This is a genomic window from Burkholderia sp. AU6039 (genome assembly GCF_002223365.1).
Lineage (GTDB): Bacteria > Pseudomonadota > Gammaproteobacteria > Burkholderiales > Burkholderiaceae > Burkholderia.
Genome location: NZ_NKFK01000004.1, coordinates 707,570 through 724,189 on the forward strand (window position 1 = coordinate 707,570; position 16,620 = coordinate 724,189).

Genomic DNA, 16,620 nt, shown 5'->3' on the forward strand with positions numbered 1-16,620 from the left:
CCGTGCGCTTTATATTGCAAGGTCAATGCCAGGTTCCTGAAACCCGTCAAACCTTTGTATTCATTGTATTTCTCATAATGCGGCAGGCAAGGAAATCCGGGTTTCCGGATTTCCGGAAAATATCCGTCCGGCGATCCGGACGGATGCACTCATTCATCTGACGAATCAATGCTGCACGGCGCGGCCGGCCAGCACGCCCGTCTGCGCGTAGAACTCCTGCTGCGCGAACGCGTCGCGCTCGCGCCGCGCGCGCTCGCCGCGATCCGCGAGCGAGCCGACGACGATCCCGATGAACGCGAGCGGCACCGACACGAGCGCCGGGTTGTCGAGGAACACCGGTGCGTGCGCGTGGTGCAGCACGTCGACCCACACCGACTTCGACAGCACCGTGAGCGTGACCGCCGACACGAGGCCGAGGCCGCCGCCGAGCACCGCGCCGCGCGTCGTCATCCCGCGCCAGAAAATCGACATCGCGAGCACCGGGAAATTGGCGCTCGCGGCCACCGCCGCGACGAGGCCGACCATGAACGCGACGTTCACGTGCTCGAACAGGATCGACAGCCCGATCGCGACCGCCGACAGCGCGATCGTCGCCGCGCGCGAGATACGCATCTCGACGCGCTCGTCGGGCTTGCCGCGTGCCCACATCTGCGCATACAGGTCGTGCGAGATCGTCGTCGCGCCGGCGAGCGTGAGGCCCGCGACCACCGCGAGGATCGTCGCGAACGTGACGGCCGCGATGAACCCGTAGAACCAGTTCCCGCCGACCGCCTGCGCGAGCTTCACCGCGACCATGTTCGAGCCGCCGAGCAGGTCGTGCGTCAGGTTGAACGTGCCGTTCGCGCCGAGCTTGAAAAACTCCGGATGCTGCGCGAGCAGCACGATCGCCGAGAAGCCGATCACGAAGGTCAGCAAATAGAAATAGCCGATGAAGCCGGTCGCATAGAGCACCGACTTGCGCGCCTCCTTCGCGTTCGGCACCGTGAAGAAGCGCATCAGGATGTGCGGGAAGCCGGCCGTGCCGAACATCAGCGCGATGCCGAGCGACAGCGCGTTGGCCGGATCGCGGATCAGCTTGCCGGGGCCCATGATCGACAGCGCGCCCGGATGCACGGCCACCGCGCGGCGGAACATCTCGTCGACGCTGAAGCCGAATTCGCCCAGTGCAAGCACGACGAGCAGCGTCGCGCCGCACAGCAGCAGCACGGCCTTGATCACCTGCACCCAGGTGGTCGCGGTCATCCCGCCGAAGAACACGTAGACCACCATCAGCACGCCGACGATCAGCTCGGCCATGCCGTACGACAACCCGAACAGCAGCTGGATCAGCTTGCCCGCGCCGACCATCTGCACGACGAGGTACAGCACGACGATGGTCAGCGAATTCGCGGACGTCAGCAGCCGGATCGGCCGCTGCGCGAAGCGGTACGCGACGACGTCGACGAACGTGAACTTGCCGAGGTTGCGCAGCGGCTCGGCGATCAGGAACATCACGAACGGCCAGCCGACCAGGAAGCCGATCGAGTAGATGAGCCCGTCGAAGCCGAACATGAACACCATCCCGGACAGCCCGAGGAACGACGCGGCCGACATGTAGTCGCCCGCGATCGCAAGCCCGTTCTGCAGCCCGGTGATGCCGCCGCCGGCCGTGTAGAAGTCGCGTGTCGAGCGCGTGCGGCGTGCGGCCCAGCGCGTGAGCGCGAGCGTCGCGAACACGAACGCGAAGAACATCCCGATCGCGACCGGGTTCAGTTCGACCTTGTCGGGCATCGGGCCCGCGACGGATACCGCGTGCGCGGCGGTGGAAGCGAGAACGGCAGGCGCGCCGAGCGCCATCGAGAGTCGTCGCATGTCGGCCTCCGTCACGAACGCTGCAGGATCGCGTCGACGCGGCGGTCGAACGCACGGTTCGCGCGCAGCACGTAGCACGCGGTCAGGCTGATCGCGACCAGGATGATCGCGACGCCGGTGGCGATCCCGACCGTCATCGTCGCGCCGCGGTACAGCGGCGCGGCGAGCACGTGCGGCGCGAGCGCGACGAGCAGGATGAAGCCGTAGTACGTGGCGATCATCAGCGCCGTCAGCGTGAAGCTGAAGCGGCGCCGCGCCCGCACGAGCTGCTGGTAGTCACGGCGCGCCGTGACCGATTCGATGACGGAAAGCTCCATGGTGTCTCCTGTCGACCAGAGTTGGCGCTTCAGCGCTTACTCTGGTCCCATGCTTCGCGGTCGACCGGAGTTGGCGCTTTAGCGCCTACTCCAGTCCCCGCAGGGCAACCTCCTCGTCGTCGCGAGGAATGTCTTATGGATGGCTGGCGCGTCGACTGCTCCGCCCGCGCCACGGCGGCAACGCATGAAACGCGTTACACAATGCGATCCGCACGCAGCCGCGCAACCTCGTCGGCCGACATCCCGAGCCAGCCGCCGAGCACCGCATCCGTGTCGGCACCAAGCACCGGCGGCGCGCCGCGCACCGGCAACCGCGCGCCATCGAACCGGTACGGCGGCGCCAGCACGTCGACGCCGCCCGCGACCGGATGCGGCTGCCGCGTGACGAGCCCCGCGCGCGTCGCGCGTTCCGACTTCAGCGCCTCGTGCAGCCCGAGCACTTCGCCGCACGGAATGCCCGCGTCGGCGAGCGCCGCGAGCAACGTCGCGCGCGACCGGCGTGCGAGTTCGCCGCGAATCTCGGGAAGCAGCTCGGCGCGGTTTTCCGAGCGGCCGAGGTTGGTCTTGTAGCGTTCGTCGGCCGCGAGATCGGGCCGCTCGATCGCGTCGCAGAAACGCGCGAACTGCGGGTTGTTGCCGACCGTGATCACGAGCGGGCCGTCGGCCGCGTCGAACACGCCGTACGGCACGATCGACGGATGCGCGTTGCCGTAGCGCGGCGGGTCCTCGCCCATCAGCAGCGCGTCGAGCCCGTAGTACGCGGTGATCATCAGCCCGCAGTCGAACAGCGCCATTTCGATGCGCCGCCCGCGCCCCGTTGCGTGTCGTTCGTACAGCGCGGCGAGGATCGCCTGCGCCGAATACATGCCGGTGAACAGGTCGACCGCCGCGACGCCGAACTTCAGCGGCGGCTGGCCGGCCTCGCCGTTCAGCGCCATCAGCCCGGCCTCGCCCTGCACGACGAGGTCGTAGCCGGGCCGCGCGGCCTCGGCGCCCGAGCGGTCGTAGCCGGAAATCGCGCAGTGCACGACGCGCGGATTCAGCTCGGCCAGCGCGTCGTAGCCGAGCCCGAGCTTTTCCGCGCCGCCGAACTTGAAGTTGTGGAGCACCACGTCGGCCTGCGCGGCCAGCTCGCGCGCGAGCCGCCTCCCGTCTTCAGTCTGCAGGTCGAGACAGATCGAGCGCTTGCTGCGGTTCACGCTGTTGAAGTAGGTCGTCTCGGTGTCGCCGATCCTCAAGCCCCAGTCGCGCGTGTCGTCGCCGCGCGCCGGATGCTCGACCTTGATCACTTCCGCGCCGAAATCGGCGAGCACCATCGCGCACCACGGGCCCGCGAGCACACGCGAGAAATCGAGCACCTTCACGCCGGCCAGCGGCAATGCGCGCGATTCGTTCGTCATCGTTGTCTCCTCCGTTCGCGTCGTTCGTCTTTACTGTTTCGACAGCGCGATGTAGCGCGCGAGGTGATGATCCTCGTCGCCGAGCTGGTGATCGATCATCACGAGGCGCTTCGCGTAGTGCGACAGCGGCAGCTCCCACGTCATCCCGATCCCGCCGTGCAGCTGGATGCTCTCTTCGGCAACGAGCGTGCCGATCCGGCCGATCGTGACCTTCGCCGCCGCGAGCGCGCGTTCGCGCACCCCGCGCGGCGCATCGAGCTGCGCGGCCGCGTTGATCACGGCCGAGCGCGCCTGCTCGACTTCGAGCAGCAGGTCGGCCATCCGGTGCTGCAGCGCCTGGAAGCTGCCGATCGGCAAGCCGAACTGCTTGCGCGTGCGCAGGTAGTCGAGCGTGTATTCCTTCGCGACGTCCATCGCGCCGAGCGCCTCCGCCGACAGCGCGAGCAATCCGTAGCCGAGCACGCGTTCGAGCAACTCGGCGCCTGCTTCGCCGTCGTGCGCGCCGAGCGCGGCATCGGCCGGCAGCACGACGTGCTCGAAGCGCACCTCGGCCGCGCGGCCGCCGTCGATCTTCCGGTAGTCGCGCAGCGATACGCCCGGCGCATCGGCGGGCACGACGAACAGGCCGATGCCGGCCGCATCGTCGTCGTGACCCGACACCCGCGCGCTGACGACGAAGAACGCCGCTTGCGCAGCCTGGTCGACGACGCCCTTCGCGCCCGTCAGCACCCAGCCGTCGCCCGAGCATTCGGCGCGCGTGCGCACGGTCGTCAGTTCGTAGTGCGAGCCGGGCTCGTCGTGCGCGAACGCGGCGCTCGCGCTGCCGTCGATCAGCGCGGCCAGCCGGTCGCGATGCGCGGCGCCGCCGGCGAGCGACAGCGCACGCCCCGCGAGCAACGCGCCGAGGAACGGCTCGACGACGAGCCCGCGCCCGAGGCATTCGAACACCACGGCGATGTCGAAGCCCGCGCCGCCGAACCCGCCGTCGGCTTCGGAAAACAGCGCGCCGACCGTGCCGAGGTCGGCAAGGCGCCGCCACATCGCGCGATCGAAACCCTCGCCCGACTGCGCGATGCGATCGCGCACCGGGAACGCGTACTGTTCGGCGATGAAGCGGTTCAACGTATCCGCCAGCATCCGGCGGTCTTCTGTGTGCTGGAAATCCATCGTCGCGTCCCTCGTTACAGCCCGAGCATCATCTTCGCGATGATGTTCTTCTGGATCTCGTTCGAGCCGCCGAAGATCGACAGCTTCCGGTTGTTGAAGTACTGCTGCGCGGCGCTCGCGGCGTCGTCCGGGCCGACCGGCTCGCCGTCGTAATCGGCATCGAGCGCCTCCTCGATGAACGGCTGCGCGTACGGCCCCATCGCGCGCCGCATCAGCGCGGTGATCTCCTGGCGGATCTGCGTGCCGCGGATCTTCAGCATCGAGCTTTCCGCGCCCGGCGCGCCGCCGCCCGCGACCGCGGCCAGCACGCGCAGGTTGGTCGTGCGCATGTTCTCGAGTTCGATCTCGACCCGCGCGACGCGCGCCGCGAAGAACGGATCGTCCGCGAGCGGCCGGCCATTCTTCATGACCTTCGCGGCGACTGCGCGCAACCGGTCGAGCGCGGCCGTCGAGAAGCCGATTCCCGCGATGTTGGTGCGCTCGTACGTGAGCAGGTATTTCGCGTAGGTCCAGCCGCGGTTCTCCTCGCCGACGAGGTTGGCCGCCGGCACGCGCACGTCGGTGAAGAACACCTCGTTCACTTCGTGCTCGCCGTCGAGCGTGACGATCGGGCGCACCTCGACGCCCGGCGTGTTCATGTCGATCAGCAGGAAGCTGATGCCTTCCTGCTTGCGCACGTCGGTCGCGGTGCGCACGAGGCAGAAGATCATGTTCGCGTAGTGGCCGAGCGTGGTCCACGTCTTCTGGCCGTTCACGAGGTAATGCTCGCCCTGCGCGTCGATGCCGCGCACCGCGCGCGTCTTCACCGCTGCAAGATCGGAACCGGCGCCCGGCTCCGAGTAGCCCTGGCACCACCAGTCGGTGCCGTCGAGGATGCGCGGCAGCCAGTGGCGCTGCTGCGCGTCGTTGCCGTACTTGATCAGCACGGGGCCGAGCATGTTCACGCCGAACGGCACGATGCGCGGCGCACCCGCGAGCGCGCATTCGTTGTCGAACAGGAACTTCTGCGCGACGCTCCAGCCGGGGCCGCCGTATTCGCGCGGCCAGTGGCTCGCGAGCCAGCCGCGCGCGTTGAGGATCGCGTGCCATTCGCGCATGTCGTCGCGCGTGAGATGCAGGCCGCCCTTCACCTTGCGCGCGATGCGCGCGGGCAGTTCGGCTTGCAGGAAGCGCTGCACTTCGGTGCGGAAGGCTTCCTCTTCGGGAGTGAAATTGAGGTCCATCTTCGGTCCGTGGCGAATGCGGTGGGCGTTCAGTCGATGCGGTTCAGGCTCGCGAAATCCGCGCCGCGCGCGACGAGATCGACGAGCAGCGGCGACGGCTTCCAGAACAGCGGATCTTCCTTCGCGAACGCGCGGATATCGGCGAGCACGTTCGCGAGGCCGACCGTGTCCGCGTAATGCATCGGGCCGCCGCGATAGCGCGGGAAGCCGTAGCCGTGCAGGAACACCGCATCGACATCGAGCGGGCGCAGCGCGATCTTCTCGTGCACCACGTTCGCGCCTTCGTTGATCATCGCGGCGAGGTAGCGGCGCAGGATCTCGTCGTCGGTGAAGGTGCGCGGCGTGACGCCCTTCTTCGCGCGCTCTTCCGCGACGATCGCCTCGACTTCCGGGTCCGGCGTGCCGACGCGCGCGCCGTCCGGATACAGGTAGTAGCCGCGTGCCGTCTTCTGGCCGAACCAGCCGCGCTCGCACAGCCGGTCGGAAATCGCCACGTAGCGTGCACGCGGGTCGCGCGTCGCCGCGCGGCGCTTGCGGGTCGCCCAGCCGATGTCGCCGCCCGCGAGGTCGACGACCTGGAACGGCCCCATCGGGAAGCCGAATTCGCGCACCGCGCGATCGATCTGGTACGGCGACGCGCCGTCTTCCATCAGATAGTCGGCCGCCGTGCGATAGACCGCGAGGATCCGGTTGCCGATGAAGCCGTCGCACACGCCGGCGCGCACCGGCGTCTTCTTCAGCTGCTTGGCCAGTGCGAACGCGGTCGCGACGACGTCCGCGCTCACGCGGGCCGGCACGACGATCTCGAGCAGCTTCATCACGTTGGCCGGCGAGAAGAAATGCAGGCCGATCACGTCGGCCGGCCGGTCGATGCTGGCGGCCAGCGCGTCGATGTCGAGATACGACGTGTTGGTCGCGAGCACCGCGCCCGGCTTGCACACGCGCGCGAGTTCGGCGAACACGGCCTGCTTCACGGCCATGTCCTCGAACACCGCCTCGATCACGACGTCGGCCTGCGCGAGCGCGTCGTACGACGTGCTGCCCTTGAAGCGCGCGAGCCGCGCCGCGTGCGCGGCCGGCGTCATCCGCCCCTTCGCGACGAGGCCGTCGTACACCTTCTCGACGTGCGCGCGGCCGCGCGCGAGCGATGCTTCGTCGCGTTCGATCATCGTCACCGGCAGCCCGGCATCGAGCGCCGCGACCGCGATGCCCGCGCCCATCGTGCCGCCGCCGACCACGCCGATCCGCTCGACCGACCGCGCGCTCGCGCGCCGCGCCTCGGGTGCCTTCGCCGCTTCACGCTCCGCGAAGAATGCATGCACGAGGCCCGCGCGCTGCGGGCTGTCGACGCACTGCAGGAACAGGCTGCGCTCGAGCTTCATCCCCGCGTCGAACGACTGCGTGAGCGCGGCCTCGACGGCGTCGACGATCTTCGCGGGCGAGAACAGGCCACGCGATTTCTTCGGCAGCTCGGCACGCGCCGCATCGATCGCGGCCTGCGCGGCCGCGCGGTCGGCGAGCCCCCGCGCGTCGCGCGTGCGGCGCACCGGCGCGCCGAGCGATACGAGCTCCTGCGCGTAAGCAAGGCCTTCGGCGAGCGTGTCGTCGCTGTGCGCGACGCGGTCGACGAGGCCCAGCGCGAGCGCTTCGTCCGCGCTCACATGACGGCCCGTCAGCATCAGGTCGAGCGCGGCCTTCGCACCGATCAGGCGCGGCGCGCGCTGCGTGCCGCCCGCGCCGGGCAGCAGGCCGAGCGTGACTTCGGGCAGCCCGAGCTTCGTGCCCGGCACCGCGAGCCGGTAATGCGCGGCGAGCGCGACTTCGAGGCCGCCGCCGAGCGTCGCGCCGTGCAGCGCGACCACGACCGGCTTCGCGCCCGATTCGATCCGCTCGCATACATCAGGCAGCGACGGCGGCGCGATCGGCTTGCCGAACTCGCGGATGTCGGCGCCCGCGATGAAGTTGCGGCCGGCGCCGACGATCAGCACCGCCCGGATCGCGTCGTCGGCCTGCGCGGCGTCGAGCGCGTCGGCGAGGCCGCGCCGCACCTCGGCGGACAGCGCGTTGACGGGCGGATGGTCGATCGTGACGACGAGCACCTTGTCGCGCCGTTCGCGCGTGACGGTGCCGGCCGGGCTGGCGGGGGAAGCGGGTGAATTCATCGTGTCTCCTTGACGCGGCGGCTGGTGCGTCGACGCCGGGCACCGGCCCCCGTCCCGCACGAAGCGGGACAAGATCCGGCCGTACGCCGGGCATGACCTGATTCTCGATTGATCTAGATTCATTGACAATTCCCTCCCGCTTTTACAAGCTGTCAAGTCCGACTTGACACTGAATGCTTCCGACCATTAACCGGGACGGATCAGGAGACGCGACGCATGGACCTGAACGCGCTGACGCTGCTCGTCGAGATCCTCGACGCCGGCAATCTCAGCAAGGCCGCGCAGCGGCTCAAGATGAGCCGCGCGAACGTCAGCTACCGGCTGAACCAGCTCGAGCGGTCGATCGGCCAGCAGCTCGTGCGGCGCACGACGCGGCGCATCGAGCCGACCGAGATCGGGCTGAAGCTGTACGAGCACGGCCGGCGCATCCGCAACGAACTGCTCGCCGCGCAGGAATCGGTGACGACGCTCGGCCAGGACCTGCAGGGCCGCGTGCGGCTGTCGGTGCCGAGCGGCTACGGGCAGATGGTGATGTCCGACTGGCTGCTCGCGTTCAAGCGGCTGCATCCAGGCATCGTGCTCGACGTCGTGTTCGAGAACCGCGTGGAAGACCTGATGCGCGACGAGATCGACATCGCGGTGCGCGTGATGCCGGAGCCGCCGCAGAACCTCGTCGCGCGCGACATGGGCGCGGTGCGCTACGTCGCGTGCGCGTCGGCCGCCTTCGCGGCCGAGCACGGGATGCCGGCGAGCCTCGGCGCGTTGTCGGCCGCCCCCGTCGTCACCGCGACGGTGATGGGCCGGCAGCTCAGGATCGCCGCGTATCTCGGCGACGAGCGCCATGAGGTGCTGCTCGAGCCCACGCTGGTTTCGGAGAACTTCCTGTTCCTGCGGCAGGCGATCCTCGGCGGGATCGGCGTCGGCATCGTGCCCGACTACGTGGTGCAGGACGACATCCGGCGCGGCACGGTCGTCACGTCGCTCGACGCGTACCGGCTCAGCATCTTCGGCACGCACATGTACATGCTCTACATGCCGAACCGGCACCACACGCGCGCGACGTCGACGTTCATAGAGTTCATCCTCGAACAGGCCGGAAAGACCGGCCGGGGCGGGCCCGGCGCGCTGCGTCAGGGTTTCCTGTCGGGTGACAAGCCGCCGGGCACGCGGCGACAATAGCGCGCCGGGGCGGGCAGCCGCGTTGCGCCGGCACCGTCGCCTCCTTCGAATTCACTGCTGCCGAGGGTTCAATGTTCGACCGGATTCGTCCGCATTCGCGCTCCTGGACGCTGCTTGCCGCCGTCGCGCTCGTCGCGTTCAACACCGGCTGCACGTCCCCGTCCACGCCACCGTCGGGCGCGGTGGTGCCCGTCGCCGCCGCCTCGGGCGCCGCCGTGCCGCTGCCCGGCTTCCACGCGCCCGAGCTGTCGTCCGGCTGGACCGACAAGCCGGGCTGGACCTCGCAGCACTTCATGATCGTGGCCGCGAACCCGCTCGCGACGCAGGCCGGCTACGAGATGCTGAAGGCGGGCGGCACCGCGATCGACGCGGCGATCGCCACGCAGATGGTGCTCGCGCTCGTCGAGCCGCAATCGTCGGGGATCGGCGGCGGCGCGTTCCTGCTGTACTTCGACGGCAAGGCAACGCAGGCCTACGACGGCCGCGAAACCGCGCCGGCCGCCGCGACCGACCGCCTGTTCTACGGGCCGACCGGCCAGCCGATGAGCTTCTACGAAGGTGTCGTCGGCGGACGCTCGGTCGGCACGCCGGGCGTGCTGCGCATGCTCGACGCCGCGCATCGCGCGCACGGCAAGCTGCCGTGGCGCCGGCTGTTCCAGCCCGCGATCCGGCTCGCCGAGCACGGCTTCACGATCAGCCCGCGGCTCGCGATGCTGATCGCCAACGACAGGTACCTGAAGAACGACCCCGCTGCGCGCGCGTACTTCTACAACCCGGACGGCACGCCGAAGGCAGCCGGCACGGTGCTGAAGAACCCCGCGCTCGCGACCGTGCTGCGCCAGGTCGCCGACCGCGGCGCGAACGCGTTCTACAGCGGCGCGATCGCGCGCGACATCGTCACGAAGGTGCGCAAGCACCCGACCAACCCGGGCCTGCTGTCGCTGCAGGATCTCGCGCGCTACAAGGCGAAGGTGCGCGCGCCGCTGTGCGCCGACTACCGGCGCTCGGTCGTGTGCGGGATGCCGCCGCCGTCGTCGGGCGGCCTCGCGATCGCGCAGATGCTCGGCATCCTCGAAGCGATGCCCGACTGGCAGCAGATCGGCGCGCAGAAGCCGGTGCGCAACGACGTCGGCTACGAGCCGACGCCGTTCGCCGCGCACCTGTTCAGCGAAGCCGGGCGCCTCGCGTATGCGGACCGCGCGCGCTACGTCGCCGATCCCGATTTCGTGCCGCTGCCCGGTGGCAGCTGGGCGAGCCTCACCGACAAGACCTATCTCGCGCAGCGCGCGCACCTGATCGGCGACAGCAGCATGGGCGTGGCCCAAGCCGGCACGCCGCAGGGCGCGACGCTCGCGATGGCCGACGACCGCAGCCCCGAGCTGCCGTCGACGTCCGACATCGCGATCGTCGACCGCTACGGCCAGGCGCTGTCGATGACGACCAGCATCGAGGACGCGTTCGGTTCGCGGCTGATGGTGCGCGGCTTCATGCTGAACAACCAGCTCACCGATTTCTCGTTCGTGTCGAACGACAACGGCCGGCCGGTCGCGAACCGCGTGCAGGCCGGCAAGCGGCCGCGCTCGGCGATGTCGCCGGAGCTGGTGTTCGACAAGAAGACGAAGCAGGTGACGATGATCGTCGGCTCGGCCGGCGGCCCCGCGATCATCAACCACGTCGCGAAGACGCTGGTGGGCGTGCTCGACTGGGGGATGACGATGCAGCAGGCGATCGCGCTGCCGAACGTCGGGTCGATGAACGGGCCGACGCAGCTTGAACGCGGCCGCGTGTCGGAAGCACTCGCCGACGGGCTGAAGGGCCGCGGGCACGACGTGCAGGTCGTCGAGATGAACTCCGGGCTGCAGGGAATCCAGCGGCTGAACGTGCAGGGGCAGACGGTGTGGTTCGGCGGCGCGGATCCGCGGCGGGAAGGGGTGGCGCTGGGGGAATGAGGGTCCCCAAGCGTGGCGGCGCGGCGCGCTACGCGATGTCGTCCGGCCGCCCGGCCGTGACGACGCGTTGGCGTGCCCGATGCGCGCGGCCCCCTCATTGTCCGCCCGCTCGGTCCAGCCTGCGCATCGTGCTCGACACACGCATGTGTCCCGCACCATCCGCATCAATTTCGTATTCGTCTCATCGACGGCCCTTGCGTCAATCCGTATAGTCCGCTGCTCGTATCGGCATAGTCCGATCCAGGCCGGTCGTCGGCATCGACGGCATGTTGCGGTCCCCCACAACGGCACCATCGCGCAGCCAACGAGCCGCCTGGAAGAAGACATGTCCGTATCGTGACGGCGCCTCGTCAGCCTGCGCCAACCATGCGACTCAATATCCCAAATTAATAAGGACTGCGACTCATACAATGGCCAGCATCCCCCTCCGCTCTTCCGGTCGCTTGCGCCGCGCCGCTTGCGCCACCCGCCTCTCGAAACTCGCCATCGCCATTGCCATGCTTGCACCGGGCTACGGTCAGGCCGCCGATCTGGTGCTGGAGAATCTCATCGTCAATGGTGGTACGGGCGGCACGCCGACTGCCTCGGGAGCCGGCTCGATTGCCATCGGGCCCGGTGCGAAGGCAAACGGCGAGACCGGCGGCGATTACTCGGCCATCGCGATCGGCGCGGAGGCCAGCGCCAATGGCCAAGCCACGATTGCGATCGGTGAAAGGGCCAGCGTTCACGGCGACCGGTCGAGCGCGTTCGGCGTATCGTCGAGCGTCAATGCGAACCGCGCGCTCGCGCTCGGCGCGGACACGAAAGTGACCGCACACGATTCGGTGGCGCTGGGCCAGGGCAGCGTCGCCGACCGCGCCAAGACCGTCTCGATCGGCCAGGCCGGCAACGAGCGCCAGCTCGTCAATCTCCGCGCCGGCACGAAGGACACCGACGCGGTCAACCTGTCGCAGCTCAAGCCGGTCGTCGAGGCGCTCGGCGGCGATGCCGCGATCAACGCGGACGGGAGCGTGCGCGGCCCGAACTACAAGATCGACGGCCAGTCGTTCAACGACGTCGGCAGTGCGCTGACGAATCTCGACGAACGCGCCAGGACCAACACGCAATCGATCACGACGCTCGACGGCCGCGTAACGAACGTCGAAGGCGACGTGAAATCCATCCGCATCGACGTCGACGATCTCGGCACGCGCCTCGACAACGGCGCCACCGGCCTCGTGCGCCAGGATCCCGCGAGCCTCGCGATCTCGATCGGCGCGAACAAGGGCGGCGCGTCGGTGAGCCTCGCCGGTACGGACGGTACGCGCGTACTGACCGGACTGTCGAACGGTGTCGACGACACCGATGCCGTGACCATCGCGCAGTTGAAGGCGACCGGCCTGATCGACCCGAACGGCAAACAGCTCGGTGCGCTCGTGTACGACGATCTGACACTCGCCCGCGCGACGCTCGGCGGTGTCGGCGGCACGCTGCTTGCCAACGTCGCGCCCGGCCTGATCGCAGCGGGCAGCCTGGAAGCCGTCAACGGCGGGCAACTCTTCACGATGCAGCAGAAAATCGACTTGCTCGATACGCGCCTGACGAACTTCGAGAACGACAAACCCACGAGCCCACCGCCCGGCGGCAACCACGGCAACGACTTCGCGCAGCTCGGCGACGGCTCCGGCGCAACGGGATCGAACTCGCTTGCACTCGGGCAGAACTCGAAGGCATCCGGGGACGACAGTCTCACGCTCGGCAACAACTCGACGGCATCGGGCAACAACTCGGTCGCGCTCGGCAACAACTCCGTCGCCGATCGCGACGACACGGTCTCCGTCGGCGCACCAGGCCAGGAGCGGCAGATCACCAACGTCAAGGCCGGCACCGCGCCGACCGATGCCGTGAACGTGCAGCAGTTGCACGACCAGATCGGCAGCGTGCGTAACGACATCGACCACTATCGTCGCGACGCCAGCGGCGGCATCGCGTCCGCCGTCGCCATCGCGAACCTGCCGCAGGCGTCGCTGGCCGGCGAAAGCATGGTCTCGATCGCCGGCGGCACGTACAGCGGGCAGTCGGCCGTCGCGTTCGGCCTGTCCACCGCCACGCGCAACGGGCGCTGGGTGGTCAAGGCATCCGGTTCCACCAATACGCGCGGCACGGTCGCGGTCGGCGCCGGCGCCGGGTATCGCTGGTAAGTCGTCCTCTCGTAGTCACCGGCATCATGCGACAGGGGCCGGGCTTCGCTCGACGCGAAGCCCGGCCCCTCTTTCGTTTGCAGCGCGGGGCAATCGACCTCCGTCACGCCCCGGTGCGACTCGCTGCCTATCCCCGCCCCTTCCACGGCACGATCCGCCGTTCGACCCACCGCATCGCGAGATCGAACAGCCACGCGATCGTGACGATGATCGTCGGCTCGGCCGCCGGCCCCGCGATCATCAATCACGTCGCGAAGACGCTGGTCGGCGTGCTCGACTGGGGATGACGATGCTGCAGGCGATCGCGCTGCCGAACTTCAGGTCGATGAACGGGCCGACGCAGCTCGAACGCGGCCGCGTGTCGGAAGCACTCGCCGACGGGCTGAAGGGCCGCGGGCACGACGTGCAGGTCGTCGAGATGAACTCGGGGCTGCAGGCGATCCAGCGGCTGAACGTGCAGCGGCAGACGGTGTGGTTCGGCGGGGCGGATCCGCGGCGGGAAGGCGTGGCGATGGAGGAATGAGGGCGTGCTCGCGATCGGCAGCGTCGCCCTCCTGTTTCACACGCGGTCGATGTGCGGCAAACGCTCAGTGCAGCTCGGCCGCCCCACCGCAACACTTCTTGAACTTCTTGCCGCTCCCGCACGGACACGGGTCGTTGCGGCCGATTTTCGGCTCGGAACGCTGGACTGTCGTGGCAACACGACGCTCGTGAACGGCCTGGCGATACGGCAGCCAGTAACGATAAATGGCGGCGATGCTCGCGGGAATCCGGTCAGCCAGAATTTCCCGCCCGCTCGGGTCGAGCATGAGCGTCGCCTCGTCGGACGACGCTTCGTCGGACGCGCGCTCATCGGCGCCGAGCAAACGAAGCGGTCGCATCCAGTCCCGGCCGTGCGGGTCGTCGAAGAGCGGCTGCCAGTATTTCTCAGAAAGGGCAACGCCCTGCATGAAGCCCGCTGCCCACGCCTCGGCATCGCGATATTCACGCGACTCGTCGGCGTAGGTGACCGTGCTGAAAACGGGCGCAAACGCGTCCGGATTGCGCTCCAGGCTCCAGATGACACCGTTGTAATGCCGCATCAGCAAATCGAAAACGCGTTGAGCCTGCTCGATCGAATCGAACGCCGGCGCATCGTCCGGCGTCGGTCCCCAGACACCGGGCAGCCATTCGCTCGGCAGCAGCGTCACCGGGCCTGTGGCAATCGCAGTCAGGTACCCGTCGAGTCCTTCGAGCGTCAAGGTCTCGTCCGAAGTGACATCCGAGAGCAGGAACCGGTCGAGTTCGACGACTTCCGTCTGAGTGAGAGATTTCATCATGCAGGCACTGTACGTTGTCTGTCTTCAACGTACAACTCACGGGTTCCGCCCTTTACCGCATCGCCCGCTCTCGCGTAATTCGGGGGCGCGCCAGCATGATTTGACCTTACCCCCGCCCCTTCCACGGCACGATCCGCCGTTCGACCCACCGCATCGCGAGATCGAACAGCCACGCGATCGCGCCGATGATCAGGATCCCCATCACGACGATGTCGGTGCGCAGGAAGCTCGACGCGTTGAGCACCATCTGCCCGAGCCCGGCCGTCGCGGCGACCATCTCGGCCGCGACGAGCGTCGTCCAGCCGAAGCCGATCGCGATCCGCAACCCGGTGAGAATCTCCGGCAACGCGGCCGGCAGCACCACATGCCGCACGATCTGCGCGAAGCTGCCGCCGAGCGAATACGCGGCGTTGATCTGCTCGACCGTCGCCGCACGCACGCCGGCGCGCGCGGCCATCGCGATCGGCGCGAAGCACGCGAGGAAGATCACGACGAGCTTCGCCGTTTCGTCGATGCCGAACCAGATAACGACGAGCGGCAAGTACGCGAGCGGCGGCAGCGGCCGGTAGAACTCCAGCAGCGGATCGAGCACGCCGCGCGCGACGCGGCTCACGCCCATCAGGATGCCGGCCGGCACGCCGATCGCGGTCGCGAGCAGGAACGCGCCAAACACGCGCGCCGCACTCCACAGCAGGTGCTCGGACAACGGCAGCCCACCCTGAATGCGACCATGCCAGGCATCGACGAACGCCGTCCACACGGCTTCCGGCGCGGGCAGGAACAGAGGCGGCAGCCACTGGCGATGCGTGGCGACCCACCACAGCACGGCCAGCGCCGCGACCGTCGCCGTGCTCAAGGCCGCCGTCTTCCCCTCCCCCGGCAACCGGTAGCGGCGCGACGACGGCGCACGACGCTCCGTCGCTCGAGTCTGCGTGCGATCGCCCTGCTCGAAACCCGCGGCCGTTCCGTCGGCCGCCCACGAATCCTGCGTACTCATGCTGTCCTGCCTGTGCAAAGTGCTGATCCGACCGCGTCCGACCGACGCGCCCTGTCGCGCGAGTTCGTGCATCACGCGGCCGCCTCGGCCGCTTCGTCGCGATGCAGGTACGCGATCAGCCGCTCGCGCCACGCGATGAAATCCGGTGAAGACTTCACCGCGCGCGCATCGCGCGATTCGACGTAGCGGCGCGCGAACGGCAGTTCGAAGGTTTCCGCGATCCGGCCAGGGCCGGGCGTCATCACGACGAGACGCGTCGCGAGGAACAACGCCTCCTCGACATCGTGCGTAATGAAGAACACCGTCTTGCCGGTGCGCGCCCATACGTCGAGCACGAGCGCCTGCATCGTGCCGCGCGTCATCGCGTCGAGCGCGCCCATCGGCTCGTCCATCAGCAGCACGCGCGGGTCGCTTGCGAGTGCGCGCGCGATGCCGACACGCTGCTGCATCCCGCCCGACAGCTCGTACACGCGCGCATGCGCATGACCATCGAGCCCGACGAGCGCGAGCATCTCCCGCGCCCGCGCCGCGCGTTCGGCCTTCGACACGCGCGCGAAGCGCAGCCCGAGCGCGACGTTGTCGAGCACGTCGAGCCACGGCAGCAGCGCGTACTTCTGGAACACGACACCGCGATCGGCGCCGGGGCCCGTGACCGGCACGCCGTCGACGCACACCTCACCGGTGGTCGGCGCGACGAAGCCGGCCATGCAGTTCAGCAGTGTCGTCTTCCCGCACCCGGACGCGCCGAGCGCGACGACGAATTCACCGGCATCGATGCGCAGGTCGACGCGCGCGAGCGCCTGCGTCGTCGGCCTGCCGCGCTCGCCCGGATAGGCAACCGATACCTGACGGACTTCCAGCGTGCTCATGCTCAGG

The 16,620-nt window shown here is 68.8% G+C and carries 12 protein-coding genes and 1 pseudogene; 4 read left to right on the forward strand and 9 right to left on the reverse strand.

From position 1 onward, the window contains the following. Positions 1-165 precede the first annotated feature (165 nt). The 6 genes from CFB39_RS15980 to CFB39_RS16005 all read right to left on the reverse strand — a co-directional run bounded on the left by CFB39_RS15980 (position 166) and on the right by CFB39_RS16005 (position 8,120). Positions 166-1,851, reverse strand: a complete 1,686-nt coding sequence (locus CFB39_RS15980) for a cation acetate symporter (protein ID WP_089473609.1) — start codon at positions 1,849-1,851, stop codon at positions 166-168. An 11-nt stretch (positions 1,852-1,862) separates the two neighbouring features. Beyond that, positions 1,863-2,168 carry a DUF485 domain-containing protein gene (locus CFB39_RS15985; protein ID WP_089431721.1) on the reverse strand — a complete coding sequence of 102 codons (306 nt, stop codon included), beginning with the start codon at positions 2,166-2,168 and terminating at the stop codon, positions 1,863-1,865. A 194-nt stretch (positions 2,169-2,362) separates the two neighbouring features. After that, positions 2,363-3,568, reverse strand: a complete 1,206-nt coding sequence (locus CFB39_RS15990; protein WP_089473610.1) for a CaiB/BaiF CoA-transferase family protein — start codon at positions 3,566-3,568, stop codon at positions 2,363-2,365. Between the two features lie 30 nt (positions 3,569-3,598). Then, on the reverse strand, positions 3,599-4,735 hold the full coding sequence (locus CFB39_RS15995) for an acyl-CoA dehydrogenase family protein (protein ID WP_089473611.1): 1,137 nt from the start codon (positions 4,733-4,735) through the stop codon (positions 3,599-3,601). 14 nt (positions 4,736-4,749) lie between these two features. Further along, positions 4,750-5,958 (reverse strand): acyl-CoA dehydrogenase family protein, encoded by a 1,209-nt coding sequence (locus CFB39_RS16000; RefSeq protein ID WP_089473612.1) that lies wholly within the window; start codon positions 5,956-5,958, stop codon positions 4,750-4,752. Positions 5,959-5,987: 29 nt separating this feature from the next. Then, positions 5,988-8,120 carry a 3-hydroxyacyl-CoA dehydrogenase NAD-binding domain-containing protein gene (locus CFB39_RS16005; RefSeq protein WP_089473613.1) on the reverse strand — a complete coding sequence of 711 codons (2,133 nt, stop codon included), beginning with the start codon at positions 8,118-8,120 and terminating at the stop codon, positions 5,988-5,990. A gap of 216 nt (positions 8,121-8,336) precedes the next feature. Between CFB39_RS16005 and CFB39_RS16010 the strand changes: the two genes are divergently transcribed. From CFB39_RS16010 to CFB39_RS16025, 4 genes and pseudogenes are all read left to right on the forward strand, one after another. Continuing rightward, positions 8,337-9,299, forward strand: a complete 963-nt coding sequence (locus CFB39_RS16010; protein ID WP_089473614.1) for a LysR family transcriptional regulator — start codon at positions 8,337-8,339, stop codon at positions 9,297-9,299. Positions 9,300-9,370: 71 nt separating this feature from the next. Next, positions 9,371-11,248 (forward strand): gamma-glutamyltransferase, encoded by a 1,878-nt coding sequence (ggt, locus tag CFB39_RS16015; protein ID WP_089473615.1) that lies wholly within the window; start codon positions 9,371-9,373, stop codon positions 11,246-11,248. A gap of 266 nt (positions 11,249-11,514) precedes the next feature. After that, positions 11,515-13,428 (forward strand): YadA family autotransporter adhesin, encoded by a 1,914-nt coding sequence (locus tag CFB39_RS16020; RefSeq protein ID WP_256991406.1) that lies wholly within the window; start codon positions 11,515-11,517, stop codon positions 13,426-13,428. Positions 13,429-13,628: 200 nt separating this feature from the next. Continuing rightward, positions 13,629-13,951 (forward strand): annotated as a pseudogene (locus CFB39_RS16025) (gamma-glutamyltransferase); the annotation flags it as partial. Positions 13,952-14,015: 64 nt separating this feature from the next. Here CFB39_RS16025 and CFB39_RS16030 read toward each other — a convergent pair. The 3 genes from CFB39_RS16030 to CFB39_RS16040 form a co-directional block, all read right to left on the reverse strand. Next, on the reverse strand, positions 14,016-14,747 hold the full coding sequence (locus CFB39_RS16030) for a UPF0149 family protein (RefSeq protein ID WP_089473618.1): 732 nt from the start codon (positions 14,745-14,747) through the stop codon (positions 14,016-14,018). 106 nt (positions 14,748-14,853) lie between these two features. Continuing rightward, entirely contained in the window at positions 14,854-15,816 is a 963-nt protein-coding gene (locus CFB39_RS16035; protein ID WP_089473619.1) for an ABC transporter permease subunit, read from the reverse strand. Beyond that, complete coding sequence (locus CFB39_RS16040; protein WP_089426414.1) at positions 15,816-16,613, reverse strand: taurine ABC transporter ATP-binding protein; 798 nt, start codon at positions 16,611-16,613, stop codon at positions 15,816-15,818. Before CFB39_RS16040 ends, CFB39_RS16035 begins: the two co-directional genes overlap by 1 nt. Between the last annotated feature and the right edge of the window lie 7 nt (positions 16,614-16,620).